The following is a 23,502-nucleotide window of genomic DNA, read 5'->3' as shown; positions in this document are numbered from 1 at the left end:
TCTCGGTGTGGAACCAGCTCAGCATTGCCCCCGTGTTCTCCTCCCTGGATCGATTCGGACCTCGGGCGCCAGTCTGCCAAGCATCGACCCTTATCTCTAGCGAGCCGAATTCCGCATCGCCGCCGCCCTGACGGTCGAGGCACGTACGGTCGCGGCCAGGTGGAACACACCATGGTCGGACTCGACGCCTTTCCACCTGATGACTGTCAGACAGACGGGACCCGGGGTGCACGGCGTTACATCCTGAGGGGCTGATGACTATGACGACGACCTACTCCGGTCCTGCGAGGCTGATCCTGGTCGACGGCGCCTGCATCTGCGGCATGGCCCCCTCAGCACCAATCAGCGCGGAGGACTCAACGGCTGGGGCGGCACGTTCCGTCCGGACGAGATCACGACAGACCTTCGCAACGCAGCCCAGGGGTTGCAATCGGAGCTGCCCTACGACCGGGTGGGGACAGTCGCCGTCACCGGCATACGCAAGCTACTCGCCACGCACGTATTGATGTCGTTGGCAGGCTGCGGACCCGCACCATTCTGATCGTACGCCGCTACATCGCCGCCGCGACGCGGTCAATCTGCTCTGACGCAGCGACGTGGGCAGGACCGTGTTGATCGGTAGACTCTGCCAGGAACCGTCAACTCTCTAGCCGCTGACCGAGCGTCCCGGGTGCGTTACGAGAGTGCGTGCAACGAACAGTAGTTCCTGCCCAGGAGAGTGCGCGCACCTGGCTCTGTCGGCCCCGCCTGAAAATGACCCCGTGGTTCCGGCTGACTCGACCGTCGCCAGCCTTCGGGGTGTCACTCGCGGGTCAGGCCCGGTGGCAGCGCGTCTTCGTCGGGTCGAACCCGGCGGGCGTTGGCCAGGGGATCTCGTTGGAGGGTGTTGATCAGCGGTTCCGGGCCCCCGACGCAGGTCCAGGTGTCGTCCCAGAGTGCGGAGACCAGCCATGATCGGTCTGCGGGAAACAACAGGTCGGGTAGCGATCCGCGGGGGTGGCGCATGTGACCACCGGTCCGCCAGGTGAGGGCCTGCTCGGGGCCGGCCTCGACCAGCACGTACGGCCAGTTCCAGTAGAGCGACACCCTGGGGGCGTGGGGGAAGACGACGTCGTGGGCGCCGGTGTCGAGGTAGGCCAGCCACCACGGCTGGTTGGGGGTGTGCGTGATGAGGTCTTCCACCAGGGTGTGCTCGTAGGCGGCGGCGGTGACGTCGTCGGCCTGGTACGCGGTGGCGTAGGCGTCGAAGACCGGCGGGATGGCGGTGGTGATCGAGACGCCGGCAGTGGTGTGACCAGCGATCCAGCCCACGTCGGCGGCGGCGCCGATGCGCCAGTCCCGCCCGCCCTTGCTGACCTGCACACCGCCATTCAAGCCGCTGCAGCGATGGTTGGCGTGGGAATCAGGCCAGTCAAGGAACGGCGGCCCCGCGTCCCCGTTATGGGCAGTCACGCCGTACGCCTTCCCCGCGCTCGATCGATCCCCGGCTCTCGCACATCGTGTCCGAGGCGCCGGCCGGCGACGGCGGGAGGCTGGGGTCGCCGTGCCCGCGGGGCCGGGAGTGGGATGGCTGTGTAGTTCCGCCGTGATCGTGGCTGAGCTTCGAGGTGCCACCCGCTCCCGCCTCGCTGACGCGTTGGTTGAACGGGCACGGCCCTCCTGGCCGTAGACCCCGATGCCCGGGAGGGGTGGGTATGGCTGCGTGTGTTTCGCCGAGATCGCTTGGCTGACGGTAGGAGATGCCACCCGCCGCTTGATCGTCTGCGAGATCCGGTAGACCGCTGATGGAGACCCGCGACCTGCGTTCGCATTGGTAGAAGGTGCCGGCAAATCCGAACCCACAGACGACGGCCCGACAGAAATCCGATCGAATGAAGGAGAGGCGCGAGGGTGGCGAAGCTGTGGATCGGCGTGGACATCGGTAAGATCCACCACCACGTCGCTGCTGTTGATGGCGACGGTCGGCTGGTCTACTCCCGTCGGGTCGCCAACGACGAGACCGCTCTCCTGATGGTCATGGCTGAGGTGTCGACGCACGGCCGTCCAGTCTGCTGGGCGGTCGACGTCACCACCGGCCTGTCCGCCCTACTGCTGACCCTGCTGTGGTGCAGGCAGGTCCCGGTCCGCTACGTCTCCGGCACCGTCGCGTTCCACATGGCTGCCGCGTTCGCCGGAGAGAACAAGACCGACGCCCGCGACGCGGTGGTCATCGCCCAGACCATCCGCATGCGCCCCGACATCCCCGTCCTGGAGCCCACCGACCGGCTCCTCGCCGAACTCACCGTGCTCACCAGCTACCGCGCCGACCTTGTCGGGCAGCGCGTCGCCACCCTGTTCCGGTTGCAGGAACTACTCACCGGCATCAGTCGCGCCCTTGAACGGGCCGTGGACCTGAACCGGAAGGCCGATGATGGTCCTCGCCTGCTGGCAGACCCCGGCGGCGATCCGGCACGCCGGCGTCGACCGGATCACCGCCCTGCTCCGCCGCGGCCACGTCAAGAACGCCATTCAGGTCGTCGAGGCGATGGTGGCCGCCGCCCGGCAGCAGGCCGTAAACCTGCCCGGGCAACGCGCCGCCGCCGTGGTGGTCGGGCAGATGGCCACCGAGATCCTCGCCCTGGAGCAGCGCATCGCCGCTGTCGACGACCTCATCGCCGAGCACCTCGACCAGCACCAGCGGGCGCCGATCATCGGGAGCCTGCCCGGCATGGGCGCCCTGCTCACCGCCGAACTGCTGGTCCACACCGCCGGCATGACCGAGCACGACAGCCCTGCGAAACTCGCCGCCCACGCCGGCCTGGCACCCGTCTCCCGCGACTCCGGCACGGTTTCCGGCAACCATCGGCAGCCTCGCCGCTTTCACCGTCGGCTGCGGCACATCCTGTGGATGGCCGCCTTCACCGCCGCCCGAGAATGCCCCACCTCCCGCGCCTACTACGAGAAGAGACGCGGCGAAGGAAAGGACCACCGCCAAGCCACACTCGCCCTCGCCCGACGACGCGTCGACGTTCTCTGGGCTCTTGTCCGTGACCAAAAGACCTTTATCCGACCGGCACCGGCGATCCGCGCCGCCGCCTGAACCAGCACGCTCCCCGCCGACGGAACCCCGGTCCCGCCGGACACTCGACCCCGCCCACCAAGATCAACCGGAGTCACATGGAGACTCCGGGTGTGGTCCTGGGCTGGGAGAACATGGGTCCGGGTGACGTGGGTGAACGTGGGCCACTCCCTGCCACCCCAGGTGAACCCGCAGGTCGCTAGACTAGGCCCTCGCGCCCTCGTAGCTCAGGGGATAGAGCATCGGTTTCCTAAACCGTGTGTCGCAGGTTCGAATCCTGCCGGGGGCACCAGGTCAGACCCTTGATCAACGATCATTTTCCTTCCTCTCGGCGCGTCCGTGCCCGTTGCGTGCCCGATCCGGTCCGACCGAGGTTGTCCAGGTGGGCAGCCACCTCGGCGTCGCGGGAGTCGATGGCGCGGGCGTAGTGACGGGTGGTGACGTTGGCGTTGGCGTGTCCGAGCCGTCGGGCGGCGACGAGCACGCCGTGAGAGTCAGCTACCCAGCTTGCGTGGGTGGCGCGTAGGTCGTGCGGAGTGACGTCGGCGAGCCCGGCGGCGGCCACGGCTTGAATGAAACGACGTCGGAAGCCGTAGTAGCTCTGCTGCCGGTGGGCGGTGTGCGTCTGCCGACCAGGGAATGCGAAGGCGTCGGGGTCGTCCGGGAGGGTAGCGAGGTGTTCCCCGACCAGCTCGGCGACGAACGCGGGCACCAGCAGTGCTCGCCGCTGATGGTTCTTCGGGGTGTCGATGACAGGGCCGCCCGGCAGCTCGCTGACTGCATCGGCGATGACCACTCTGCCGTTGGTGAGATCGATGTGACGGCGGCGCAGCGGCAGAGCCTCGCCGATGCGCAGGCCGCCGTAAGCGAGCAGCAGCACCAGGACCCGGTCAGCGAGACCGCAGTTCGAGGCGAGCCGGTCGACCTCCTCGACGGTGAGGATGTGCGGGTCGGCTTCCGGTATCCGAGGCAATTTGACACCTCGACATGGCGATGACGGGATCATGCCGTTGTCCACCGCCGAGGCCATGATCTGGGCGAGCAGTCGATACGCCTGACGTGTCTGCGAGGCGCTGAGTGTTCCCGCCAGAGTGCCGATCCACCGACTGACCGCGATCGGGCGGAGCATGGCCAACTGCGTACGGCCGAGGTGCGCGAGGACCAGGCGGTCGAGCACGGACCGATAGGTGTGCCTGGTCTTGGGCTTCCACCCGGACTCCGTGGCGGTGAACCATTGCTCGGCCCACTCGGCGATAGTCGTCCGGCCAGCCGATGGCGCGATCCACCGCCCCTGGGAGATGTCGGCTTCCACGATGCTGAGGAACCGTTCCGCCTCTGCCTTGCTGCGGAAGGTGCTCGGGGCAGGGTGGTCGAGCCCGTCTGGGCCGAGGTAGCGGACCTGGTATCGACCGGACGGCAGCTTGCGAAGCCGGCCGAAGCGGCGTTTCCGAGCGGCTCCCATCAGGCCACCGCCCCGTTACGCCAACGCACGGAGAGTGGTTCGACGGTCGATTCGGCGATGTAGGCGTTCAAGACACTCTCCCGGATCCGTACGTGGGTGCCGAGCTTGACGAACTCGATCCGCCGTTCGGCGATCAGCCTTCGGGGGAAGCGTTCGGTCGTGCCGAGGCGCGCAGCCGCTTCCTCGACGCTCAAGAGCCTGTCCATGTGATCTCCCTTCTTGTTATGCGGCGACGGGCCGCAGGTCAGTGCTGGCGCTGAGTTCGTGGGCAAGTTCTTCGCGGCCGGTGGCTTGTCGTTCGCGTGCCATGGCGGCGGCGGTGTTGGCGAGGAGTGCGTCTCCGGTGGTGTGCCAGCCGACGCCGGCGAAGGTGAGGGCGCCGACGATGAGGGTGGTGCCGTCGTCAAGGTGGTCGACGGCTCGCAGGGTGCCGGTGTGCTCGTGGTCCTGGTCTTCGTTCCGCCGGAAGGTGACCCGGGTGTCGCGCAGGAGTTGGAAGGTGACGGAGTAGCGGCGGGCTTTGGTGAGGAAGTGGCCGCCGAAGCCGAGCATGTGCGCCCAGCGACGTAGCCGGGCGTACGGGTTGGCCGGTGCTGAAGTCGTCGGTTTGGTGTCAAGGCTGGCTTGACGGTGAGCGACGCAGACGGGGCAGGCGGCGTAGCGGGTGTGGGTGCCGCAGTTAGGGCACTCCCAGCGGGCGACGAAGCCGGGCCGGGGCCGGGGGTCGCGAGGCCGCTCGCACAGCGGAACGGGCCGGCCGGTGGGGCGGCCGATGCGCCAGCAGGCGTCGATGAGGCGGGCGGTGTGGTCGCCGTCGGGGTCGGCGTAGTCGCCGATGGTGTCGGCGGTGAGCCTGACGGAGCGGTGCCCGGTTACCTCGGTGCTTTTGGTGGCGTACTTGGCAAGGTAGCCGGCGACCATGCTGTCAGTGACCTCACCGCCACCGGTAAGGGTGATGGGGCGGATGTCGAGCTGCTCGCCCCAGGCAATGGGCCAGCCGTCGGGCCGGTCGGGGTGGCCGGGGGTGGAGAAGGCGACCTGTGCGGCGTGCCGGAGGGCGTCTTCCAGGTCGGCGAGGGTGAACCCGGCCGGGGGTGGGATGACGGCGGTGGGGTCGGTGGGGTGGACGCCGTCGAGGCGCACCAGGGCGTGGAAGTGGACGGCTGCGCGTGCTTGGAACTCGGCGGCTTTGCCGTGCGACAGCCGCACGGGCGGGACGGTGCGGGTGTTGCCGGAGGCCGTGACAACCTCCACCCGAGGGATGCCGCGGCGTCGGGCGAGTTTGGCGAGCCACCGTTCCGCGGCTTGTTTGGTGCGATGCCACAGTTCGCCGGAGTAGAGGTTCCAGACGACCTGGTGGTCATGGGCGTAGCAGTCCAGGCACAGCGGTTGGCCGAGCACGGCATCGTCGGATTCGTGGCGTGCCCAGCACACGGCGGGGCGGCCGTGGGGGCACAGGCCGGCGTCGCGGCGGGCGTGGCAGGGCTCCGGTCGGCAGTCGCAGCGCTTCCGGTTGCCGCAGGTGTGCCGGCGGACTGCCCGGACGTGGACTGTGCCGAAGGACGGGGCGGTGAAAGTGGCGAACACGGCCGGATGCTGGGCGACGGTTTCCGGAACGCCTTTGCCGCCGACCAGGCCGGCGCGCAGCAGTTGGTAGGCGTCGCGTTGGTAGGTGTGGGCGCAGGACGGGCAGACGGTGGCGCGTCGGTTGCCGCAGGCGGTGTAGATGGCGGCGTCGGGCATGGCGTCGGTGTGCCGCTGATCGAGCACCCGGCCGGTGGAGGCGTCGATGGTGAGGAGTTGGCCGGCGAGGCGGATGGGGCGGGTACAGCCGGCGGCGGCCCGGACGTGCTCGATCCAGCCGTAGTAGTCCGGTTGGGTGGCGCGGGTGAAGGCGGAGCCGGCGGCAGTGTAGGCGTAGACGGGCGGGGTGGTGTCGGCGTTCGAGCCCACACCCCGGGCCGTGGTGGTCCGGGGTGTGAGGTCCAGCGTCGACGCCATCAGGCCGACACCTCGGGGGTGCGGGTGGTGATGGTGCGTTCGGTGACGATGACCCGGCAGGCGCCGCATTGGCGCGTGGCCGGCTCGTGCCGGTGACAGGGAATCTGCGTGGTGGTGTTGCCGCAGCGGATGGTGACCGGTGCGCGGCAGGGTCCGCCGGGGATGACGTCGACGAGGGTCCGGCGGATGTCGTACGGGTGCCCGTCAGGGTTGGCGGGGCAGGCGTGCTCGACGTGTTCGATGTCGACGAGGTGAATGGTCATCGGGCACCCCGCGCCATGGCGAGGAGTTGCCCGGCGACGGCCGGGGCGACGTCGAGCCGGTTGGCCAGCTCGTCCGGCGTGATGGGTGCCCCGGTGGACTGTTCGTGCTGCACGGCCGCGAAGCGCGCCATGGGCAGCAGGTGGGCAGGGACGTCGACCGGCTCAGGGGCCGGGGCGGTAACGAGTTCCGGCTCAACAGCCGGCTCAGCAGCCGGGGCCGGTTCGGCGGCCGGGGTTGGGGTCGGTTCGGGTGCGGGGGTGATGGCCGGCGGTGCCGGTTCGGTGGTGACCTGCTCGGCCACCTGAACGCGGATCGGCTCGACCTGCTCGACCTGCTCGACGGTCGGCGTGGTGTCTTCCGACCTGGTGGGGGTCGGGGCGAGGACGAGTTTGACCAGGGCCATGAACGCCAGAGCGGGAACGGCGGACAGGAGCCATCCGGAGATGCCTGGCTTGGCGACCGCGAGTTGTGCGGCGAGGGAGAGTCCGGCAGCGGCGATGAGCAGGAACAGCGGGTAGCCGATGGGTGCGCCGAGGCGGCGGCGTCGCCGGATGGTGAGTAGGCAGGCGATGGGGACGAGTTCGGAGATGACGGCGTTGGCCCAGCCGAACCACTGCCCGGTGCCGGCAGGGGAGTTGGCGAGGGTCCAGTCTTTGACGTGGGTGAAGGACGCGGCTCCGGCGAAGCCGGCGACGGTGAGGAGGATGAGGACCAGGACGATGCCCTCCAGGCGAGGGCCGGCGGTGGGTTTCATCGCGGGTCACCCCCGGTCGGTGCGAGGGCGGTCCAGCCGCAGACGTCGCAGTTGTAGAAGCCGCAGTATTGGCAGCAGTCGCGGCGGTCGATGGTGGTGAGCGGGGTGTTGTCGGCGCAGTAGTAGTCGCCGCAGGGGCAGGGGTTGGGCGTGTTCATCGGTGGCCTCCGTGGCAGTCGAGGCAACAGCCGTAGCGGCGGGGGATGTAGTAGGGCTGCACGAGCCCGCAGGTTCGGCAGGTCCGCCGGGCACGTAGCGCTTTGGCGATGGCCTCCCGCTGGGCGGGGGTGGCGACGCGCTTGGGTTGGGCGAGGTCGAGGCGGTAGAGGTAGGCGAGGCGCTTACCGCGACGCCAGAGGATCTGCGCGACGGGGTCATGACCGCCCGGACGTAGGCCGGCGGCGCGTAGTTGCCGGCGAGTAGCCAGCCCGGCGGGGGCGGACTGGAAGGGGTAGGTGGGGAACCCGTAGCGGCTGCCGGTCGGGTCGTAGAAGCGGGAGGCGAGCCCGGTCGGCTCGGTGAGGGTGGTCATGGGCGGTCTCCCCAGCGCTGCTGGGCGGCCTGGCGGGAGATGCCTAGCCGGGAGCCGATTTCGGCCCAGGAGTAGCCGAAGGCCCGCAGCCCGATGACGGCGTCAGTGATGGCCTGATCGAGGTCGGCGGACAGGGCAACCAGGTCGCGGAGGGCTTCGACGTCACCGGTAGCGACGCGGCGGCCGTGGGCGCGGATGATGCGCCGTGCGAAGGCGGCGAACTCGTCGTTCTCGACGACCTCCCGACGCCGCTGCTGTCGAGGAAGAGGCGTCAAGGACTTCTTGACAGTGCTCACCGGTTCTCGCCTCCTTGGGTGCGGAGGCGGTCCCACTCGTCAGCGGCCTTCTCAAGGGCGGTGATGACCTGCTCGGCGGTGCGGGTCGGGTCGTCGTTCCACGAGTACGGGGAGGTGTGCTCATCGAGCAGGTGGCCGTCTTCGTCGATGTGGAAGACGGGTGCGAAGGCGTCGAGGTAGTCGACGAGCGCGGCGATGCTCTGCCGGTAGATGTTCTCGTCGGCGGACGAGAGGAGGACCGGGTGCATGAGCGGCTTTCCGGCGCAGGCCATGCCGATGGCCCCGACGGCGCAGGCCGGCGAGGTGAGAGCGTCGGTGGTCGCGTAGTAGATGCCCTGGGCCCAGCCGTGCCGGCGTAGGTAGAGGGCAGCCATCCGCAGCAGGTCAGCCGGGCTGACCTGGACGGTGGGCGGTTGGTGGGTAGCCTTCATGGCAGCCACGTCCTTTCGGTAGGGCTGTTGGCGGTGGTCGGCAGGACCAGCTCTGCTGGCAGGCGAGTCACTGGTCCTGTCGGCCGACTAGTGGGTGCGCAGCCGCAGGTAGCGGCGGTGTCGGGTGTCGTCGCCGCCCATCTGGTGGGGTGCGGAGACGAAGACGAGCCGCCCGGTTCGGGAGGCGGCCTGGATCATCACGGCCAGGTCCTCGGGACTGCCGACGATCCACATTTCGGTGTACTGGTTGGCGCGTTGGTTGTTCGCCTTGGCGTTGGCGCGTTCGCGGGTGGTCATGCCGCCACCGCCAGATCAGGCGCGGTGGCGGTGAGGCGGCCGGGTCGGCGGATCCAGGCCGCGTAGTCGGCGATGCCAGCGATCTGCGCGTCGGTGAGGTAGGCGACCTTGATGCGGCGGGGTACGCCGCCTTCGGCGATGACGTAGGCCGCGCCCTGGTTGGTGGGCTGGATGTCGGTGGCGGAGTAGCCCTGCTCGGCCCAGCCGTGACCGAGCACGATGTTCGAGCTGTTCGGAGTCGTGCAGCGGAACGCGGCGCGGTAGCCGAACAGGTCCCGCAGGCTGGTGGGGATGATGTCGAAGGACGGCCGCTGGGTGGCGGCGACCACGGGGATGCCGGCGGCGCGGCCCCGGGCGACGAGGTCGCGCAGGAGAGCGACGAACTCTTCCTGTTCCTGCTTGCTGCCGACGGTGGCGGAGTAGAAGGCGATTTCGTCGACGAGGACGGTGATGACCGACAGGTTGTCGAGGGCGGTTACCTTGCGGCGCCCGTGCGCGCGCAGCCAGGCGTAGCGGTTGTTCATCACGGTTTGCAGCCGTCGCAGGACGGTGAGGGCTTCGGTGATGTCGGGGCCGATGAACGCGTCGGCGCAGTCTTCCCACTGCCCCAGCTCGACGAGCTTGCCGTCCAACAGGACCAAGCGGGAGTCGACGGAGAGGGCGGCGTGGGCGGCGATGGTGTTGAGCAGGCCGGACTTGCCTCCGCCGGGTTCGCCGCCGGCGAGGAGGTTGCGGTAGGCGAGGGTGATGTAGACGGGCTGACCGAACTCGTCGATGCCGACGAAGATGGGGTCGAACATCGACAGGCCAGGCCCCACCGGAACCCCGGCAGTCGGGGCGGTAGCGATGGTGGTCATGAGGTGCCCTCCTTGGGCTTGGTGGGCGCGAGGAACCACACGAGCGAGCCCGTAGGGCTCCCCGCGTCCGTTCTGTTGGTGGGTCAGATCCAGTCGGAGACGTCGTCGGCGTCGGTCGACGAGGAAGCCGCGGGCTTGCTGCCGTTGGCGGTGGCGGCCGGCGTCTTCGCGGCCGGCTTGCCCTGCGTGGGCAGGGTGACGGTGGGTGCGTCAACGTCGGGCAGGTCCAAGGCGGTCGGCACGACCGGCATCGGCCGGTCAGTGGCCGGGATGCTCGGGTCGATGACGTCGACCAGCGGGGAACCCACCTCAGCGGTGAGGACCTCGCGGCGTTTGATGTCGAACCGCAGGTACGCGGCGTTGCGGTCAGAGGCGCGCTCGACGAGAGCGGTGGAGGCGTGGCAGGTGACCGCGATGCGGTCGAGACGCCCTTCCAGATCAGCCAGGGAGAGGCCGGGGCGTAGGTAGACCCAGACCCGCTCACCGACCGGGGTCGGCTTGGCCCAGAGGATCAGCGGCAGGCTGCCGGACTGGTTGGCGATGATGAACTGCGCGAAGCACACGCGCAGCCGGTGGCGCACGATCAGGCACCAGGCCCAGGCGACTACGGCACGGCGGATGGTGGGGATGGCGGCGGGGACGCCGACGACCAGGGCGACGACGACGAGCGTGACGACCGCCGGGGTGTGGTTGGCCAGCTGCACCCAGAAGGTGAGCACCACGACCGTCAACACGATCTCGGGAAGCCACCACCACAGCAGCCGCAGCACCGGCCAGATACGCACGAGCACCCAGGCGAGCCCGCCGAGGGGAACACCGATAGCGACGGCGACGAACAGGGCCACGATGGGGTGCGTGTAGGAGGTCGCCACGGCGGCGGTCAGGATGCCGGTGATGACGGCGGTGAGGATGAACGCCAAGCGGGCGTTGCGGGCCGAGGAGCGGTGGACCTTGGCCTCGATGACGGTGATGGTGCCGTTGGACTTCCGTCCGAACGAGCGGCGAGGGCTAGACTTGGACACGACACGTCCTCCCAATCGCGAGTTGGGGTGGATGGGTTGGAGAGCACGGGGTCGGCAGGTGTAGGAGCCAGTACCGGCCCCGCGCTCGATTACCTGGGTGCTGACCGGGGTCAGCGGTTACGCAGCTGTTGGGCGATCAGGCCCATGCGGATGCGCTCGTCCTCGTCGAGGACGACGACCTCGTTGCCGGCGCGTTCCAGGTCGCGCTTCTGACGGTCGATGTGCTTCGGATCGGCCTTCACCTCATGCGATCGGCCGTTCGGGTCGGTGGCGAAGATGAACTTGCGGGCCACGTCAGGGCCTCCTTTTGGTGTGAGGGGTTCAGAGACAGGCGACGAGCAGGGCGGACACCCACAGGCACGCCGAGTGCAGGGACTGATCTGCCAGGTACATGCCGCAGATCGGCGACTGCCGGTCGGCGAAATCGGGGCTGCCGGTGTGGATGAGCAGCCAACGCACCAGCCAACGCCGGTCGAGCAACGCGTGAGACACGGCCGAGAAACCCATGCCGGCGCTCACGCCGAGGGCGGTGACGGGCAGGTCCAGCGCGGCGATGGCGACGGCCAGCATGACCGCCACCACGAGGTGATAGGCCAGCACGTGGCCCAAGAGATGACGCCAGCCGTGCCAGCCCGGCGCGGCCTTGTGGGCGGCTTGCTTGTCGGACTGGCCGAACACGTGATCGGCCACCTGGTGACCGGCGGAGAACGTCGCCGCGACAACGGCGAACACGACAGCGGAAACGAGCATGGCAACCACTCCCAGCGTGTGGGCAGACGGGTTGGAAAGGCAGGCGGGGCCGGCAGGTGTAGGAGCCAGTACCGACCCCGCGCCATATCGAAAGGGCAACCATCGGTTGCCAGGGCCGGGAGAGTAGGAGCCAGAAACACTCCCGGACCGATGGATCAGATCAGCGGACCATCAGGCCGCTTCACGTACGACACCAGAGGCTCACACAGCACGGGTGAGCGAAGGACCTACTTTGCCGCCGAGGTGCCAGCCTTCGGCTTCAGCGAGATCGCACGGAACGCGACGCCGTTACGCCCGTTGGTCGCCCACGGGATGGCCTCCAACTGCTCGACAGCGACGAGCTGTCCCACCGTCACGCCCGGCTTCTCACCCGCCGTGGTGATGGTGATGATCTCGCCGCCAGTCTCGTCGAGAACGAAGACCTGAGTCGACCACATGAGCCGGCCAGTGTTCTTCTCCGACCGCTGATTGCCGTTCTGGTCGTTCTTCGGCTCCGGGTCCTTCGTCACCTGAACCTGCTTGCTCTGGGTGTCCACGTACAGCTTCACGAGAAACCTCCTGTGTCTCGGGCCAGTTGTTGAGCTTGTCCCCGGTGGACTCTTGCTCGTGGCCTCTGCGGATAAGGCTCTCGAAAAGCGGAGGACACCCCATCCCATGAGCTGGACGACTATGGGACGTCTAGGTTACTGTCTACTCGTCCCTAGTCGTCCCTTGAGGAGGGTCGAATGGCAAACGACCGGCTACGCGATGCCATCCTGCGCAATGGGCTGACCCCGGGCACGGTGGCCGAAAAAATCGGTGTCGACCCAAAGACGGTAGAGCGGTGGATCACCCAAGACCGGACTCCCTATCCACGTCACCGGCACGCGATCGCGGCCGTGGTGCGCGAAGACGTCCCCTACCTCTGGCCCAAGGCGGTGACGCCGGAGAGGGCGTCGAGAATCGGACAGAGCGAGTTGCTCCAGATCTACTCCCGGCGATCCTCCGTACCGTACGACCTCTGGGGTCGCCTGATCGAGCGAGCAGAGGAGCGGATTGACATCCTGGCCTACGCCGGTCTTTTCCTCGTGGAGCAGGACCCGAGGCTTATCGACGTCCTGCGTCAAAAGGGTATTGACGGCGTCGAGGTGACGATTCTGCTCGGTGACCCGACCAGTGAGGCGATCGAGCGGAGAAGCGTCGAGGAGGGTGCGCCCGGCCTCATGGCCGCGAAGATCGGCCAAGTCCAGCAGTACTACAACCGGCTCGAAGGCGCGCCCGGGGTGACGGTGCTCTACCACGACACGACGTTGTACAACTCGATCTACCGGTTCGATGACGAGATGTTGGTCAACATGCACGTACTCGGGCGCCACGCACCTCACGCACCCGTGATGCACCTGCGGCGGCTCAACGGCGGCGACCTGTTCGGCACCTACTCCGACAGCTTCGACCGGGTCCGGAAGGCCTCGAAGCCCCAGCCGGGCAGCGAGGTGGCAGCCTAGGGCCATGGCGAGAACCGAGCACTACCACGACCCGAACGCGCCGAAGGCCAACAGCATCGTGGTGGCGGTCTCCGTCTTCGCCCGAGACGAGGCCGGCCGGGTGCTGCTCATCCAGCGCACCGACAACGGCCTGTGGTCACTGCCTGGAGGTGGCCAGGAGATCGGCGAGTCGGTCGCAGGAACCGCGGTCAGGGAGACCCAGGAGGAAACCGGCGTACGGGTCGAGGTGACCGGGATGGTCGGCGTCTACTCCGACCCTCGCCACGTAGTCGCCTACTCCGACGGTGAGGTACGACAGCAGTTCTCGCTCTGCCTCCGAGCGGTACCCGTCGGCGGCACCCCGACGCCGAGTGACGAGTCAAGCAACGTCCGATGGGTCGCCCGCGACGAGCTGGGCGCGCTCGACATCCACCCGTCGACCCTGCTCCGCATCACCCACGGCTACGAGGAACGCCCCGAGCCCTACATCGGCTGAGCGACGCTGCCCGAGAATCGGCGCTGAGTCCGTTGCACAGCGGCGACCATCTCCGGTTCCGCCCGGCAGATGAACCGAGTCACCAGGTGCTCCGGCCCGTACCGCGACCGGATCTCCGCCAACCGCTCCAACACCTCGAAGTCCTGACCGTCCGGCCCGGTCGTCATGTCCGAGAAGCAGAGCGCGTCAGTCACCGCGGTTTCCTCCCGAGGGAACTCGGCGGCCAGGACCTCACCGAGCCCGCGCTCTTCGGCTTCCAGCCACGCGCACGAGTGATGAGCCACCAGGGCGGAGATCCGCTCATCGAACCGTTCACGACGCAGCCAACGGCCACCGTCGAGGGAGTGGAAGCCGGTGTCGACCAGATCAGGGCTGTAGCCCACATCATGCAGCCACGCCGAGGCCACGAGCACCGCACGATCCTCGACCGGAACCGCCCCGCTGATTCTGTCCGCCTTGGCGGCCACCGCCTGGACGTGACTCCACCGACGAGGCAACGGAGTCTCCAACAGATGACGCGCAACTTCCCGGGCGGTATCGACGAGAACGACCATGACGTCAGCGTACGGAGAGCACCCAGCCCACGCCATCCCGTGTTCGCGGGGCCGACGACCCGACGCCGACCACCGTCGCAGATCATCTGGCGGACGCGCGTGACGTCTAGGCGGGCCACAGCCCTCGGGGCTCGTCTGGGATGCCGTACTTCACCTCAGAAAAGTGCGCAGGATCGAAATCCTCACCAAGATCCTGGATGTCAATGACATGGCGAGAGGATCGAAGCTTACCCTCGGCTAGCTCCTCGGGGCCTTGTAGAATCAACCGGCAGACATTGCAGGCAAATGCCTGCGGAGAGAACTCCACCGACCAGCCACCGATCGCGTATGATTCATACTCGCCGTTGCCTAGTGGCTCGACGTCAAAATCGACGTCGTAATCCACGTCCACATCGCCAAACAGCCGCCCACGTGATTTGCACTCTGGGCAATCGGCGTCAATTGCCCACAACCCAGTGCCGAAGTCCTCAGGATCCAGCACATCAGCCGCTAGTTCCTCAAGTCTCTCGGTGGTGTCGCTAAACATCTCGTCGCCGAGGCGTTCTTCTAGGTCGTTGAGGCGGCGACGTGCTCTTGCAAGTTTGGCTGCAACACGGTGTCCTACCTCCGTGCGCTTCGCGTCGAGCAGCGTGCGCGCGTTCACGTGGTGGTCCCCGTAAAAGGCCCGGGGATCCTCTCCTAAGTGCCCAAGGAGAACACCGCAGACCGTAACGCAGTCCATCAGAATGTGTCTGGACTCCGCTGGCAACCCGACGTGCATGGCACCGTTCCGCACCTCTACCATGCGAGTCCGCCGCTTCGAATCGATCGGAAGCCCACCATCAAGGAGTTGGTCGAGGCGACGAAGGAGGATGGCGAGGCCAACGGTCCGAAGCTTCGGGGATGTCAGGTCGGGTTGAGTGGCGAGGGTAAACAAGGAGGCTTCGTGCTCAGAGGACAAGGGCACAACAAGAACCGGGTTCTTGCGCCACAGCACAGCCTTGCCCAGATGCTCAACGGCGAGCGGAGCGAGGACGGCTACCTTCCCGAAAGCGTCTGAGATCCAGGCGTTCATCGCCTCGCGCATCCATCCAGCCGCTGAGCTGATTAGCTGCGCCTCCGCACGACGGGCGGGGGCGTCATCGAGCGCTGGGTTGCACGCGGGTGTGTCTTGGTCCTGGGCCATGAGTACAGCGTCCCACTGAGACCGTCAGGGGCATAGTGAGCATCCGTCGGCCGTAGTAGCGGCGGCGATGCAGCGCCATCATCTCGACCACCTAGCTGTGCAGGCCGGACACACGCACGGCCGCCTGCCGGCGAAGTGGTTCAAACTTTCTGTACGTCTTCAAGGCGGCCCTGAACGGGCCGCACGCGCCGCCGCCTGGGCGCGCGTCCGTCGCTCCGCTGGCGCTCCGACTCCGGCCACGCAACACGCCTGGCGGCTGGCGCGGGAAGCGGGAAGCCCGGGTAAGCCGCCGCAGCACGACAGCAGCGTTGACCGGTGGTGTGGTGGGCCGGCAGCCGGCCGGGCCGCGCGGCCACGAGCCCGCGCGGCGTAGGGGGGTGGACGCCGGCCGCGTCGGCGAGCTGGGGGCGGTCGCGGGGGCGCGGTTAGAGCGCCTCCGGCAGGGGCGCTCCGGCTCCAGGATGGCCGAAGATCGTCGGCGAGCGCCGGGCCCGTGGGTGGTTGCGGGAGGCCATCCCGCCCGCAGTCGACCCGGGCAAGCCGAGCAGTCCACCGCCCGGCGCGCCAGCGTCCGAACGAGCGTCAAGGCCCGCTTGACGTGGCGCACCGGGCGGTGGCCCGCTCCCTGAGGGGCGGGTCGACGGCGAACGGGATGGCAACCGGTGGTTGAGGCTAGCTAGCGTCTGCTGATCGGAACCAAGCAGCGACAGCCATTTCATTCCTCAGATACCGCCAATGGCATCGTGCAGGACCGCTCTAAGTAGGCGGTCGCGCGAAGAATCGGCGACCCCGATCTCGGCCTTCAATAGATCGATCGAATGGTTGAGTATGTCCAGCCGTTGCATGATGCGATGTTGTTCGAGAAGGGGCGGAAGGGGAATGAGTAGGGACGAGAGGCCCCTGCCAGTGAGGTGCTTGAACGTCACGCCCGTCACATGGGACAGGATTCTGCCGTCTCTGGCCGCTACCCGCAGGACTGTCACAAAATAGCGAGGATCAACTCCTCTAGGAAAGCGTACCCGATGTAGGGCCTTCTGAAAGTACATCTCAGTCTCGCGCCCATCCCAGACCGCAGCTCGTCCGGGCTCGCCACCTTCACAAACAAGCACATCGCCGGGTTCAAGAGCGAGTACTTCCACTTCGGAGTCTTCGATGGGCATTTCTCGAACATCCGAGAGGTCGAAGTCGAACCAGCGCACGTTAACGTTGCGCAGGTAGCGCCGGGACACACCTCTGTTCTTTGCCTTGTCGAGCATCTTGCCTAGGCGGGCTACACCAATCTCGCCGACTCTTACCCAAGCCCATGACTCGGGGATTGAGTAGGGCTCGCCGGCGCTGTCGACGATCTTCGAGTCATCAAGCCACTCTCGTGGCGACTCCTCAGCCTCATTCTGTTGAACCAGCCTGCCGCGCACGGCCAGATCGCCCAAGACTCCCCGAGCGGCCTCTACCTGCTCGTCGGTCGCTGTGAGGCGTGTCAGGTTATCCATACAAAAGCGGGAGTGTTCCACGAAGCCTGCGACATCGGAGCCAGCCAATTCAGTGAGTTTCGCAAAGGAAGAAGTAGTGAATCGATTGCCTAGCTTCCTCTTCTCGACCCTTGCAGCCTCCACTTTGTCCAACAGCTCCATTGTCGCCTGAACCTTGGCCACAATCCTCTCCTGCTCCGCGATCGGAGGAAGGGCCACCACCACGGAGTGGAGGTCGCTCAAGTTCAACTTATTTGTATGTGTGCCGCCGCCGATCTTAATTCGATCGAACTCCGCCTCAGTGGGGGGCGAGTTAAGCAGCATTCGGAAGAACTCGGGAAGCATGACTTCGTGACTGAACCGTATCAGCCCAACACTGACGAAGAGACTGAACTCGACGTCAGTGTTGACAAGCACTGCTTTGCCGATCGTACCAATACGGCCGATCAGAATGTCGCCACGACGTGGATCGCATCGCTTGTAGAGCTGGGCGTGCTCTTCGTAAGGTATAAATCGAGTGCTCGCTAGGCTCAGGGAACCGCTGCTAAAGTCCTTGACCGAGACGAAAGGCACCCCCTTGTCGACGTATGTCGGAGTTTTATGGGCACCGTCCGTGATCTTGACTGTCAGATCGCCTAGTGTCGAAAGAACCCAGCCCGAGGGTAGCTTAAAGCGATTTTCCTGGCTCGCGAACCGCCGTGACGCTTGGCGGACCGGCCGTCTGGCAGCTCCCAGCTTATCCTTGGCTTCTTTGGCCTTGCGTAGCAGTTCGGACGCAGGCTCATCCTGAGGGTCCTGATCGACTAACTTGCCCCGCATGGCTAGGTCAAGGACGAAGCGGCGTAGCTCCAGTACGGCACCTGGTGCTTCGCTGATCTGATCCATCATCTGAAATAGGTGTGTCGAATTCACCGGAGTAGCGCCTCCGCGAGCGCGGTTCGTAGCTGGTCACGGGTGGCAGCCACTCTTTCTTCTGCTGCCTGTAGCTCAACCAGGACCTCTTCTGGGTCCTCGCGCGAGTCCTCTACAACGTGGGGGTTCTTGAAGTCGAGGTTGTACCCCCGCTTCCTGACGTCGTCGGCTGTGACCTTCCAAGCAAAGGCTGTCTCTACGCGGTCATGACGCGAGGCACCACCCCACCAGTCAACGCATTCTTGAAAGTGCTCGGTCCGAATCGGCCTGGTCATCGAATAGGCCTTCTGGCCTGCGGGCACCCTATGTTCGTAAAACCAAGTCTCCTTGGTGGGTTCGCCCTTCTCAAAGAAAAGCAGATTAGTGCCGATGCTCGCGTATGGCCTGAAAGCGCTGTTGGGCAGGCGAACGACCGTGTGGAGGTTGCACTCGTTCATGAGATGCTCCCTCAGGCGAGCCTTCACTCCCTCTCCGAAAAGCGAACCATCAGGCAAGACCACCGCTGCCCGACCGCCAGGCTTAAGGAGGCGAATGATTAGCGCTAGGAACAGGTCCGCTGTTTCCTTAGTTTGGAACTGCCTGGGAAAGTTCGACTCAATGCCGTCTTCTTCTCTCCCCCCGAAGGGTGGATTGCTGAGGATGATGTCAAATCGATCTTTCGCGGAATAGCTCACATAAGGGCGGGCGAGCGTGTTGTCATGTCGGACAAAACTTGGGTCTTCTATACCATGCAGGAGCAAATTTGTAGCGCACAGCATGTGAGGGAGTTGCTTCTTCTCAACAGCTCTAAGTGCCTGTTGCATGCGACGCTCGTCGTCAGGAGTCCTGACGTAATGGTCTCTCATGTGGCGAATGGAGCAAGTAAGGAATCCCCCCGTGCCACATGCCGGATCGAGCAGACTTTCGCCAGGCTTAGGGTCGGTGCGCTCCGCCATAAAGGCGGTAACCGCCCTCGGCGTGTAGTACTCGCCAGCGTTTCCTGCACTTTGCAAGTCATTCAGCAGCTGCTCATAGATATCGCCGAAGTGCTGTCGTTCTGCTAGGTCGTTGAAGTCGACGGAGTTGATCTTATTGATCACCTGCCGAATCAGCTGGCCCGATTTCATGTAGTTAAACGCATCCTCGAAGACGCTACGGATCACACGCCCACGGTTGCCGCTGTTCGCCGTTACAGGGAGTTCCTTCAATTGAGGGAAGAGCTGTCCGTTGACGAAATCGAGAAGAGCGTCTCCCGTGATCCCTTCAGGGTCGGCCGCCCAAGCCCTCCACCTGAGCGGCTCGGGAATGGGAGACCGATAATCCTCCTGAAGGAGCTCAAGCTGAATGTCCTGGTCGTCAATAATCTTGAGAAAGAACATCCAGCAGAGCTGCGAGATGCGTTGTGCGTCGCCATCAACTCCGACGTCCTGCCGCATGATGTCCTGGATCGCTTTGACCGTTGTGCGTACTGACATTCTTAGCTAGCCTCCGGGTAAAGAGCGAGCTGGATCTCGTCTACCGCTCGAACGAAATCGGTCCGAGTGCCGAATGCTCTGACGATCTGGACCGGTGTTCCCATCGAAGAGAACGGCGCGATCTGAAGTATCCGAGGATTCTTAAGGTCCAACACACCCTCTGCTTCATACTTCTCGACTAGTGCTTCAAGGACTAGTCGGGCGAGCGACTGGTGCCGGTCTAGGACCTGGCGCTCGCGCAGCCTACCAGCACGATCGTTCCTAGTCATAGCTGGCATCCCGAAAGCTGCGTGACAGACGAAATCGAAGGGGTCGAGGTTCTCGCCGACAGCCTCAATCAGTGCATCCATCGGCAAACCCTGTGAATTCAGTTTGTCAAGGACGGCCTGCTTGTTATCGGCAGAACGCCATTCGTCATAAAACTCGTCGATTGTAGAAAACCGTTCTCTAAGTGCTGCACCCGCGAATTCGTAGATGTTTCGGGTTGCGGGTAGCCCTCTGTCGTCAAGGTATTCCACCTGCTCATCGCTAATCGTTACCTCGATTCCGTTAATATGTAGCTTCCTCTGGCGGTGGACTCTGCCCTTTGGAAAGCTCACGTCAGGAGGCTGCGGCGACTCTTTGTGATCTTCGCTGCCGTTATCATCTCGGTCAGATGTTGAGGCGTCAGTAGTAGAGGCATCGTCCGGAGGCACGAGGCACCCGTCTTTGCCAGGGACGTAGACCTGGGCTGGTTCGCCGTCGAAGCCAGGGTCAGCGAAATGGCTGGTTGCTCCACGGAAGTCTAGAACAGTGAATGTGAACTTGTTCGTATCTTCATGCACCCGAGTGCCTCGCCCCAAAATCTGTTTGAACTCTGTCATGGAGCCAATCGGGCGGTCAATTACAATAAGACGGCAGGTTTGGACGTCTACGCCCGTCGACAATAACCGTGAAGTCGTAACGATGACGGGATATGCAGATTCCGGGTCTATGAAGTTGCTTAGTTGCGCATTACCCGCCACGTCTCCACCAGTAATGCGCATAACGTACCGATGGTTGACCGAACACAAATCTCTGTTCGCATTTATAAGGGCTTGACGCATGCGGCTGGCGTGTTCTTGGTCAACGCAGAAGACGATGGTCTTCTGGAATCGGTCGCCACTCTGCTTAAGAAAGTCGGTTATTTTCTCCGCCACGAGCCTCGTGCGGTCATCGATCACGATCTTTCGGTCAAAGTCATCTACTCCGTAGGTTCGATCCTCGACTTCTTGACCGTAGCGGTCATAGGTCCCCTTGCCCGGCCGATAGCCGTCCAAGTCCACATTAATGCTGACCTTGACCACCTTATAGGGGGCAAGGAACCCGTCCGAGATGCCTTGCTTGAGCGAATACGAATAAACAGGATCGCCGAAATAAGCAATGTTTGAAACGTACTCAGTTTCTTTAGGTGTTGCGGTCAACCCTATTTGGGTAGCATCGGAGAAGTATTCTAGGATCTCCCGCCACGCTGAGTCTTCCGCAGCGCTACCGCGATGGCACTCGTCAACTACGATAAGGTCGAAGAATCCCCGCGTGAACTCGCGGTATAACTTCTGCCGATCGTCGGGCCCTGTGATCGCTTGGTACAGGCTCAAGTACACCTCAAAGGCCGTGTCGATGCTGCGCTTCCCGCCCACGGGGTTCTCGGCACCCGGACCTTTTCCTCTGTTGCGATCAATCGTCCTCGACCTGGTGCTGAGCTTAGCCATCGCTGCACCGAAGGGTCGGAAATCGTTAACCATCGTTTGATCGATTAGAATGTTGCGGTCGGCCAGGAATAGGATCCGCTTCTTGCGCCCAGACTTCCAGAGTCGCCATATGATTTGGAAAGCAGTGTAAGTCTTTCCCGTTCCCGTTGCCATTACAAGAAGCAGTCGATTTTGACCCTTTGTGATAGCTTCGAGTGCTCGATTAACAGCGGTGACCTGGTAGTACCGTGGCACCTTCCCGCTGCCGTCGTCAAAGTATTTCTGCAATATGAGGCGCTCGTCGGTAGTGCTCAACTTCTTCCAAGCGCAATATTTTTGCCAAAGGGCAGCCGGGGAAGGGAAGGCCTCCATCTCCAGCTCGGTTTCAAGGCGTTGGCTGCCGCCTGTTCGATCATGGAACAGGAAGGCGTCCCCGTTGGAGGAGAAGGCGAAAGGGATGTCGAGTGTCTCGGCATAGTCGAGCGCCTGCTGCATGCCGTCACCGACTGCATGCTTGTTGTCCTTTGCCTCCACTACGGCGATCGGCATATTCGGCCTATAGTAAAGGATGTAGTCGGCTCGCTTGCCTTTGCCGCGGGCTATCCACTTTCCTTGGACGGTGATTCTTCCCTTAGTGAAACGGACTTCCTCGCGGATCTGCGTCATCTCGTCCCAGCCCGCCTGTCTTAGGGCGGGAGTTATAAACTTGGTGCAGATGTCTCTTTCATTGAGGAGCCGTTTATCCATGGAAAATCCTCAGCAGAGTAGCTGCTAGGGCAGCAGCGTAGGGGTGAGCAAAAGGCCCGGATCATGCTCAACTGAGCGAGCAGAGATGGGGTTGGACTCGAACCACCTACCGACAGGCTGCGAAGCAGGCGGCCACTACGCGCTCCTGCGATGGGAGGCGGGATTAGATCGAGTCCCATGGGGAGAGTGTGTCAGGCTGACGGTCGTATGTCGCGGGTGACATGGTCGCACTGATCATGTTCCGGCGAGCCTTCCTAGAGTGCAACCACTATGAGAGGCGCGCCCCTTTGCTTTCGCCTGGCATGAACTGGGACACACCCGACAGGTTGTGTGTCCGTAACCTCCCAGCGGGGGCCGGCCGGAGTCGCCGGCGGAGGGCTGTCGACAGCAACGCTGACAGCAACCGCGCCGGACGGCAGCACGCTGGCGAGGGGCGGCGCGGACGACGCTTCGAGCTTGCAGCCGTTCCCGGACCTGTGCGGACGCGGTGCACAGAGCTTGTAAGCGAGACGTCTCGGCAGAGGATGGCGTGTGCCCGTTGCGTGCCCGATTCGACGGTTGCCGACGGGTAACGACGGTCAACGACTGGGGGCAGGGCAGGGCCTCCGCCAGCGGCAACAGCAGGTGACAGGCCCGTGCGACGCGCAGGGCCGAGAATTCCTAAACCGTGTGTCGCAGGTTCGAATCCTGCCGGGGGCACCTCGAAGATCAGCAAAAACGCTTCCTGACCTGCGGATACGTCCCTGTGTCGATCGGTCGACCTGTGCAACCAGATGCCACCCGAAGCCGCCGTTCGCAGCCCTCCGTGCAAATACGTGCAATGATCTTGGGCGGTTGAGCTGAAGATCCTCGTGCCGGCCCGCTTCCACACCAAGTAGGCAGGGGTCAGCCGCGATGGTGACGATGGGTCCGCTCCTCGTCCTACTCGAACGGGGTGGCCGCGCCGGGCCCCGCCGGGCCCACCGCACCCCGTTGCCGGTGGGTGACACGCTGGGGCGATGGTCACCCCGCACCCTCAGCCTGCGTCAACGTCAGGCCCGTTCACCGCCAACCCGAGACGGCGGATGCTGGCGCTCGTGCTCAGCGGTGCGCTGCTGGTCACTTGGGCGCTCTTTACGATCGGCCAGGGTCTCTATCTCAGCGCGAACGGCGTCAGCACGCCGGCCGAGGTCGTCAGGGCACGGCACGTCGGTCGCTCCGACCTCGTCCGGGTCCGGCTCGCCTCGGGGCACGAGACGGAGCTGTGGGCCTGGAAGGGGACTCCAGGGGTCGGGGAGAGGATGACCGTCGTCTACCTCGAAGAGCGGGACTGGGCCAAGGACGCCGAAGCGTTCGCTCCGATGCGACGCATCTGGGCCGGCCTGGGGATGGGGATCTGGTTACTCGTCGTGGCGCTGGTCGAGCGCTCCTGGCGGGCCCGGCAGGCCCGGGGTCGCACCGACCCACCGGCTGACGCCGGCAGCCCGGTCGGCGTCTAACGACTCCTAACGGAATGATGGTGGGCGTGTCCTCGGGACGTGAGGATCATTCTGTCTGGACATGAGGAAGGGAGAGCAGCCGCCGTGGATCGTCTCGGACGACCTGTGGGCCGAGATCGCACCGCTGCTGCCACCCCGCCCGCCCCGGCGGTACCGCTACCCCGGCCGTAAGCGTTCAACCAGTCCAGCCAAGTTGGCGCGGCTCAGGCTCCTCGATAGCTGGAAGAGATAGAAGGCTAAGGGACGTCTCGTAACTGACGGCCGGTCCATGGTGGATCATGTCCGGGTGCAGGTGATCTCGGCGGCCCGCCAGGAGTGGATCTTTCCGTTC

General features: G+C 65.0%; 25 protein-coding genes, 1 tRNA gene and 1 pseudogene. 6 read left to right on the top strand and 21 right to left on the bottom strand.

What is annotated here, in order from left to right:
- Nucleotides 1–801: 801 nt before the first annotated feature.
- Complete coding sequence (locus AB0G08_RS10630; protein ID WP_358085978.1) at nt 802–1,362, bottom strand: hypothetical protein; 561 nt, start codon at nt 1,360–1,362, stop codon at nt 802–804.
- A gap of 528 nt (nt 1,363–1,890) precedes the next feature.
- On the opposite strand from AB0G08_RS10630, the pseudogene AB0G08_RS10625 reads away from it, so the two are divergent.
- From AB0G08_RS10625 to AB0G08_RS10615, 3 genes and pseudogenes are all read left to right on the top strand, one after another.
- A pseudogene (locus tag AB0G08_RS10625) lies at nt 1,891–2,304 on the top strand (IS110 family transposase); the annotation flags it as partial.
- Between the two features lie 103 nt (nt 2,305–2,407).
- The gene (locus AB0G08_RS10620; protein ID WP_358085977.1) at nt 2,408–3,079 is read left to right on the top strand and encodes a transposase; all 672 of its coding nucleotides are present in this window, start codon (nt 2,408–2,410) and stop codon (nt 3,077–3,079) included.
- 195 nt (nt 3,080–3,274) lie between these two features.
- Nucleotides 3,275–3,350: transfer RNA gene (locus tag AB0G08_RS10615), tRNA-Arg, on the top strand.
- A gap of 21 nt (nt 3,351–3,371) precedes the next feature.
- Here AB0G08_RS10615 and AB0G08_RS10610 read toward each other — a convergent pair.
- From AB0G08_RS10610 to AB0G08_RS10540, 15 genes are all read right to left on the bottom strand, one after another.
- Complete coding sequence (locus AB0G08_RS10610) at nt 3,372–4,520, bottom strand: tyrosine-type recombinase/integrase (protein WP_358085976.1); 1,149 nt, start codon at nt 4,518–4,520, stop codon at nt 3,372–3,374.
- Complete coding sequence (locus AB0G08_RS10605; RefSeq protein WP_358085974.1) at nt 4,520–4,726, bottom strand: excisionase family DNA-binding protein; 207 nt, start codon at nt 4,724–4,726, stop codon at nt 4,520–4,522. The genes AB0G08_RS10610 and AB0G08_RS10605 overlap by 1 nt, the downstream gene beginning before the upstream one ends.
- Before the next feature lie 16 nt (nt 4,727–4,742).
- Nucleotides 4,743–6,521 (bottom strand): replication initiator, encoded by a 1,779-nt coding sequence (locus tag AB0G08_RS10600; protein WP_358085972.1) that lies wholly within the window; start codon nt 6,519–6,521, stop codon nt 4,743–4,745.
- Complete coding sequence (locus AB0G08_RS10595; protein ID WP_358085971.1) at nt 6,521–6,784, bottom strand: hypothetical protein; 264 nt, start codon at nt 6,782–6,784, stop codon at nt 6,521–6,523. The genes AB0G08_RS10600 and AB0G08_RS10595 overlap by 1 nt, the downstream gene beginning before the upstream one ends.
- The gene (locus AB0G08_RS10590; RefSeq protein WP_358085969.1) at nt 6,781–7,539 is read right to left on the bottom strand and encodes a hypothetical protein; all 759 of its coding nucleotides are present in this window, start codon (nt 7,537–7,539) and stop codon (nt 6,781–6,783) included. Before AB0G08_RS10590 ends, AB0G08_RS10595 begins: the two co-directional genes overlap by 4 nt.
- The gene (locus tag AB0G08_RS10585) at nt 7,536–7,697 is read right to left on the bottom strand and encodes a hypothetical protein (protein ID WP_358085967.1); all 162 of its coding nucleotides are present in this window, start codon (nt 7,695–7,697) and stop codon (nt 7,536–7,538) included. Before AB0G08_RS10585 ends, AB0G08_RS10590 begins: the two co-directional genes overlap by 4 nt.
- Nucleotides 7,694–8,071, bottom strand: a complete 378-nt coding sequence (locus tag AB0G08_RS10580) for an RRQRL motif-containing zinc-binding protein (RefSeq protein WP_358085965.1) — start codon at nt 8,069–8,071, stop codon at nt 7,694–7,696. The genes AB0G08_RS10585 and AB0G08_RS10580 overlap by 4 nt, the downstream gene beginning before the upstream one ends.
- Nucleotides 8,068–8,367: a hypothetical protein gene (locus tag AB0G08_RS10575; protein ID WP_334607469.1), complete on the bottom strand. Its 300-nt coding sequence runs from the start codon at nt 8,365–8,367 to the stop codon at nt 8,068–8,070. The genes AB0G08_RS10580 and AB0G08_RS10575 overlap by 4 nt, the downstream gene beginning before the upstream one ends.
- Nucleotides 8,364–8,798 (bottom strand): hypothetical protein, encoded by a 435-nt coding sequence (locus AB0G08_RS10570; protein WP_358085963.1) that lies wholly within the window; start codon nt 8,796–8,798, stop codon nt 8,364–8,366. The genes AB0G08_RS10575 and AB0G08_RS10570 overlap by 4 nt, the downstream gene beginning before the upstream one ends.
- Before the next feature lie 87 nt (nt 8,799–8,885).
- The gene (locus AB0G08_RS10565; RefSeq protein ID WP_358085961.1) at nt 8,886–9,095 is read right to left on the bottom strand and encodes a hypothetical protein; all 210 of its coding nucleotides are present in this window, start codon (nt 9,093–9,095) and stop codon (nt 8,886–8,888) included.
- Nucleotides 9,092–9,952: an FtsK/SpoIIIE domain-containing protein gene (locus AB0G08_RS10560; protein WP_358085959.1), complete on the bottom strand. Its 861-nt coding sequence runs from the start codon at nt 9,950–9,952 to the stop codon at nt 9,092–9,094. Before AB0G08_RS10560 ends, AB0G08_RS10565 begins: the two co-directional genes overlap by 4 nt.
- Nucleotides 9,953–10,035: 83 nt before the next feature.
- Nucleotides 10,036–10,974 (bottom strand): hypothetical protein, encoded by a 939-nt coding sequence (locus AB0G08_RS10555; protein WP_358085957.1) that lies wholly within the window; start codon nt 10,972–10,974, stop codon nt 10,036–10,038.
- 110 nt (nt 10,975–11,084) lie between these two features.
- Nucleotides 11,085–11,267, bottom strand: coding sequence for a hypothetical protein (locus tag AB0G08_RS10550; protein WP_334607474.1), 183 nt, complete (start codon nt 11,265–11,267; stop codon nt 11,085–11,087).
- A gap of 28 nt (nt 11,268–11,295) precedes the next feature.
- Entirely contained in the window at nt 11,296–11,724 is a 429-nt protein-coding gene (locus tag AB0G08_RS10545; RefSeq protein ID WP_358085955.1) for a DUF3307 domain-containing protein, read from the bottom strand.
- A gap of 227 nt (nt 11,725–11,951) precedes the next feature.
- Nucleotides 11,952–12,272, bottom strand: coding sequence for a hypothetical protein (locus AB0G08_RS10540; RefSeq protein ID WP_089003163.1), 321 nt, complete (start codon nt 12,270–12,272; stop codon nt 11,952–11,954).
- Nucleotides 12,273–12,449: 177 nt separating this feature from the next.
- Here AB0G08_RS10540 and AB0G08_RS10535 point away from each other — a divergent pair, with 177 nt between their 5' ends.
- Both AB0G08_RS10535 and AB0G08_RS10530 read left to right on the top strand, forming a co-directional pair.
- Complete coding sequence (locus AB0G08_RS10535; RefSeq protein ID WP_334607476.1) at nt 12,450–13,208, top strand: XRE family transcriptional regulator; 759 nt, start codon at nt 12,450–12,452, stop codon at nt 13,206–13,208.
- A gap of 4 nt (nt 13,209–13,212) precedes the next feature.
- Entirely contained in the window at nt 13,213–13,683 is a 471-nt protein-coding gene (locus AB0G08_RS10530) for an NUDIX domain-containing protein (protein ID WP_334607477.1), read from the top strand.
- On the opposite strand, the gene AB0G08_RS10525 is transcribed toward AB0G08_RS10530, so the two are convergent.
- From AB0G08_RS10525 to hsdR, 5 genes are all read right to left on the bottom strand, one after another.
- Nucleotides 13,671–14,237: an HD domain-containing protein gene (locus tag AB0G08_RS10525; protein ID WP_358085953.1), complete on the bottom strand. Its 567-nt coding sequence runs from the start codon at nt 14,235–14,237 to the stop codon at nt 13,671–13,673. The two genes, AB0G08_RS10530 and AB0G08_RS10525, sit on opposite strands and share 13 nt — an antisense overlap.
- A gap of 106 nt (nt 14,238–14,343) precedes the next feature.
- Nucleotides 14,344–15,291, bottom strand: coding sequence for a hypothetical protein (locus tag AB0G08_RS10520; protein WP_358085951.1), 948 nt, complete (start codon nt 15,289–15,291; stop codon nt 14,344–14,346).
- Between the two features lie 833 nt (nt 15,292–16,124).
- Complete coding sequence (locus tag AB0G08_RS10515; RefSeq protein WP_358085949.1) at nt 16,125–17,759, bottom strand: restriction endonuclease subunit S; 1,635 nt, start codon at nt 17,757–17,759, stop codon at nt 16,125–16,127.
- Between the two features lie 20 nt (nt 17,760–17,779).
- Entirely contained in the window at nt 17,780–19,237 is a 1,458-nt protein-coding gene (locus tag AB0G08_RS10510) for a class I SAM-dependent DNA methyltransferase (protein WP_358085947.1), read from the bottom strand.
- Between the two features lie 2 nt (nt 19,238–19,239).
- Nucleotides 19,240–21,693 (bottom strand): EcoAI/FtnUII family type I restriction enzme subunit R, encoded by a 2,454-nt coding sequence (gene hsdR, locus AB0G08_RS10505; protein WP_358085945.1) that lies wholly within the window; start codon nt 21,691–21,693, stop codon nt 19,240–19,242.
- A 1,064-nt stretch (nt 21,694–22,757) separates the two neighbouring features.
- Between hsdR and AB0G08_RS10500 the strand changes: the two genes are divergently transcribed.
- Complete coding sequence (locus AB0G08_RS10500; protein WP_358085943.1) at nt 22,758–23,171, top strand: hypothetical protein; 414 nt, start codon at nt 22,758–22,760, stop codon at nt 23,169–23,171.
- Nucleotides 23,172–23,502 lie beyond the last annotated feature (331 nt).

Origin of the sequence: Micromonospora sp. NPDC023644, assembly GCF_040640115.1 — a bacterium.
Classification (GTDB): domain Bacteria; phylum Actinomycetota; class Actinomycetes; order Mycobacteriales; family Micromonosporaceae; genus Micromonospora.
Note: the sequence above shows the minus strand (reverse complement) of the source record. Positions and strands in the feature narration are given on the sequence as shown.

Excerpts from the sequence above, each read along its gene's own strand:
- AB0G08_RS10515 (WP_358085949.1), bottom strand. The coding sequence starts at position 17,759 with ATGATGGATCAGATCAGCGAAGCACCAGGTGCCGTACTGGAGCTACGC.
- AB0G08_RS10545 (WP_358085955.1), bottom strand. The coding sequence starts at position 11,724 with ATGCTCGTTTCCGCTGTCGTGTTCGCCGTTGTCGCGGCGACGTTCTCC.
- AB0G08_RS10535 (WP_334607476.1), top strand. The coding sequence starts at position 12,450 with ATGGCAAACGACCGGCTACGCGATGCCATCCTGCGCAATGGGCTGACC.
- AB0G08_RS10620 (WP_358085977.1), top strand. The coding sequence starts at position 2,408 with ATGATGGTCCTCGCCTGCTGGCAGACCCCGGCGGCGATCCGGCACGCC.
- AB0G08_RS10500 (WP_358085943.1), top strand. The coding sequence starts at position 22,758 with ATGCTGGCGCTCGTGCTCAGCGGTGCGCTGCTGGTCACTTGGGCGCTC.
- AB0G08_RS10585 (WP_358085967.1), bottom strand. The coding sequence starts at position 7,697 with ATGAACACGCCCAACCCCTGCCCCTGCGGCGACTACTACTGCGCCGAC.
- AB0G08_RS10525 (WP_358085953.1), bottom strand. The coding sequence starts at position 14,237 with ATGGTCGTTCTCGTCGATACCGCCCGGGAAGTTGCGCGTCATCTGTTG.
- AB0G08_RS10560 (WP_358085959.1), bottom strand. The coding sequence starts at position 9,952 with ATGACCACCATCGCTACCGCCCCGACTGCCGGGGTTCCGGTGGGGCCT.
- AB0G08_RS10510 (WP_358085947.1), bottom strand. The coding sequence starts at position 19,237 with ATGTCAGTACGCACAACGGTCAAAGCGATCCAGGACATCATGCGGCAG.
- AB0G08_RS10600 (WP_358085972.1), bottom strand. The coding sequence starts at position 6,521 with ATGGCGTCGACGCTGGACCTCACACCCCGGACCACCACGGCCCGGGGT.
- AB0G08_RS10520 (WP_358085951.1), bottom strand. The coding sequence starts at position 15,291 with ATGAACGCCTGGATCTCAGACGCTTTCGGGAAGGTAGCCGTCCTCGCT.
- AB0G08_RS10565 (WP_358085961.1), bottom strand. The coding sequence starts at position 9,095 with ATGACCACCCGCGAACGCGCCAACGCCAAGGCGAACAACCAACGCGCC.
- hsdR (WP_358085945.1), bottom strand. The coding sequence starts at position 21,693 with ATGGATAAACGGCTCCTCAATGAAAGAGACATCTGCACCAAGTTTATA.
- AB0G08_RS10580 (WP_358085965.1), bottom strand. The coding sequence starts at position 8,071 with ATGACCACCCTCACCGAGCCGACCGGGCTCGCCTCCCGCTTCTACGAC.
- AB0G08_RS10610 (WP_358085976.1), bottom strand. The coding sequence starts at position 4,520 with ATGGGAGCCGCTCGGAAACGCCGCTTCGGCCGGCTTCGCAAGCTGCCG.
- AB0G08_RS10595 (WP_358085971.1), bottom strand. The coding sequence starts at position 6,784 with ATGACCATTCACCTCGTCGACATCGAACACGTCGAGCACGCCTGCCCC.
- AB0G08_RS10590 (WP_358085969.1), bottom strand. The coding sequence starts at position 7,539 with ATGAAACCCACCGCCGGCCCTCGCCTGGAGGGCATCGTCCTGGTCCTC.
- AB0G08_RS10530 (WP_334607477.1), top strand. The coding sequence starts at position 13,213 with ATGGCGAGAACCGAGCACTACCACGACCCGAACGCGCCGAAGGCCAAC.
- AB0G08_RS10570 (WP_358085963.1), bottom strand. The coding sequence starts at position 8,798 with ATGAAGGCTACCCACCAACCGCCCACCGTCCAGGTCAGCCCGGCTGAC.
- AB0G08_RS10605 (WP_358085974.1), bottom strand. The coding sequence starts at position 4,726 with ATGGACAGGCTCTTGAGCGTCGAGGAAGCGGCTGCGCGCCTCGGCACG.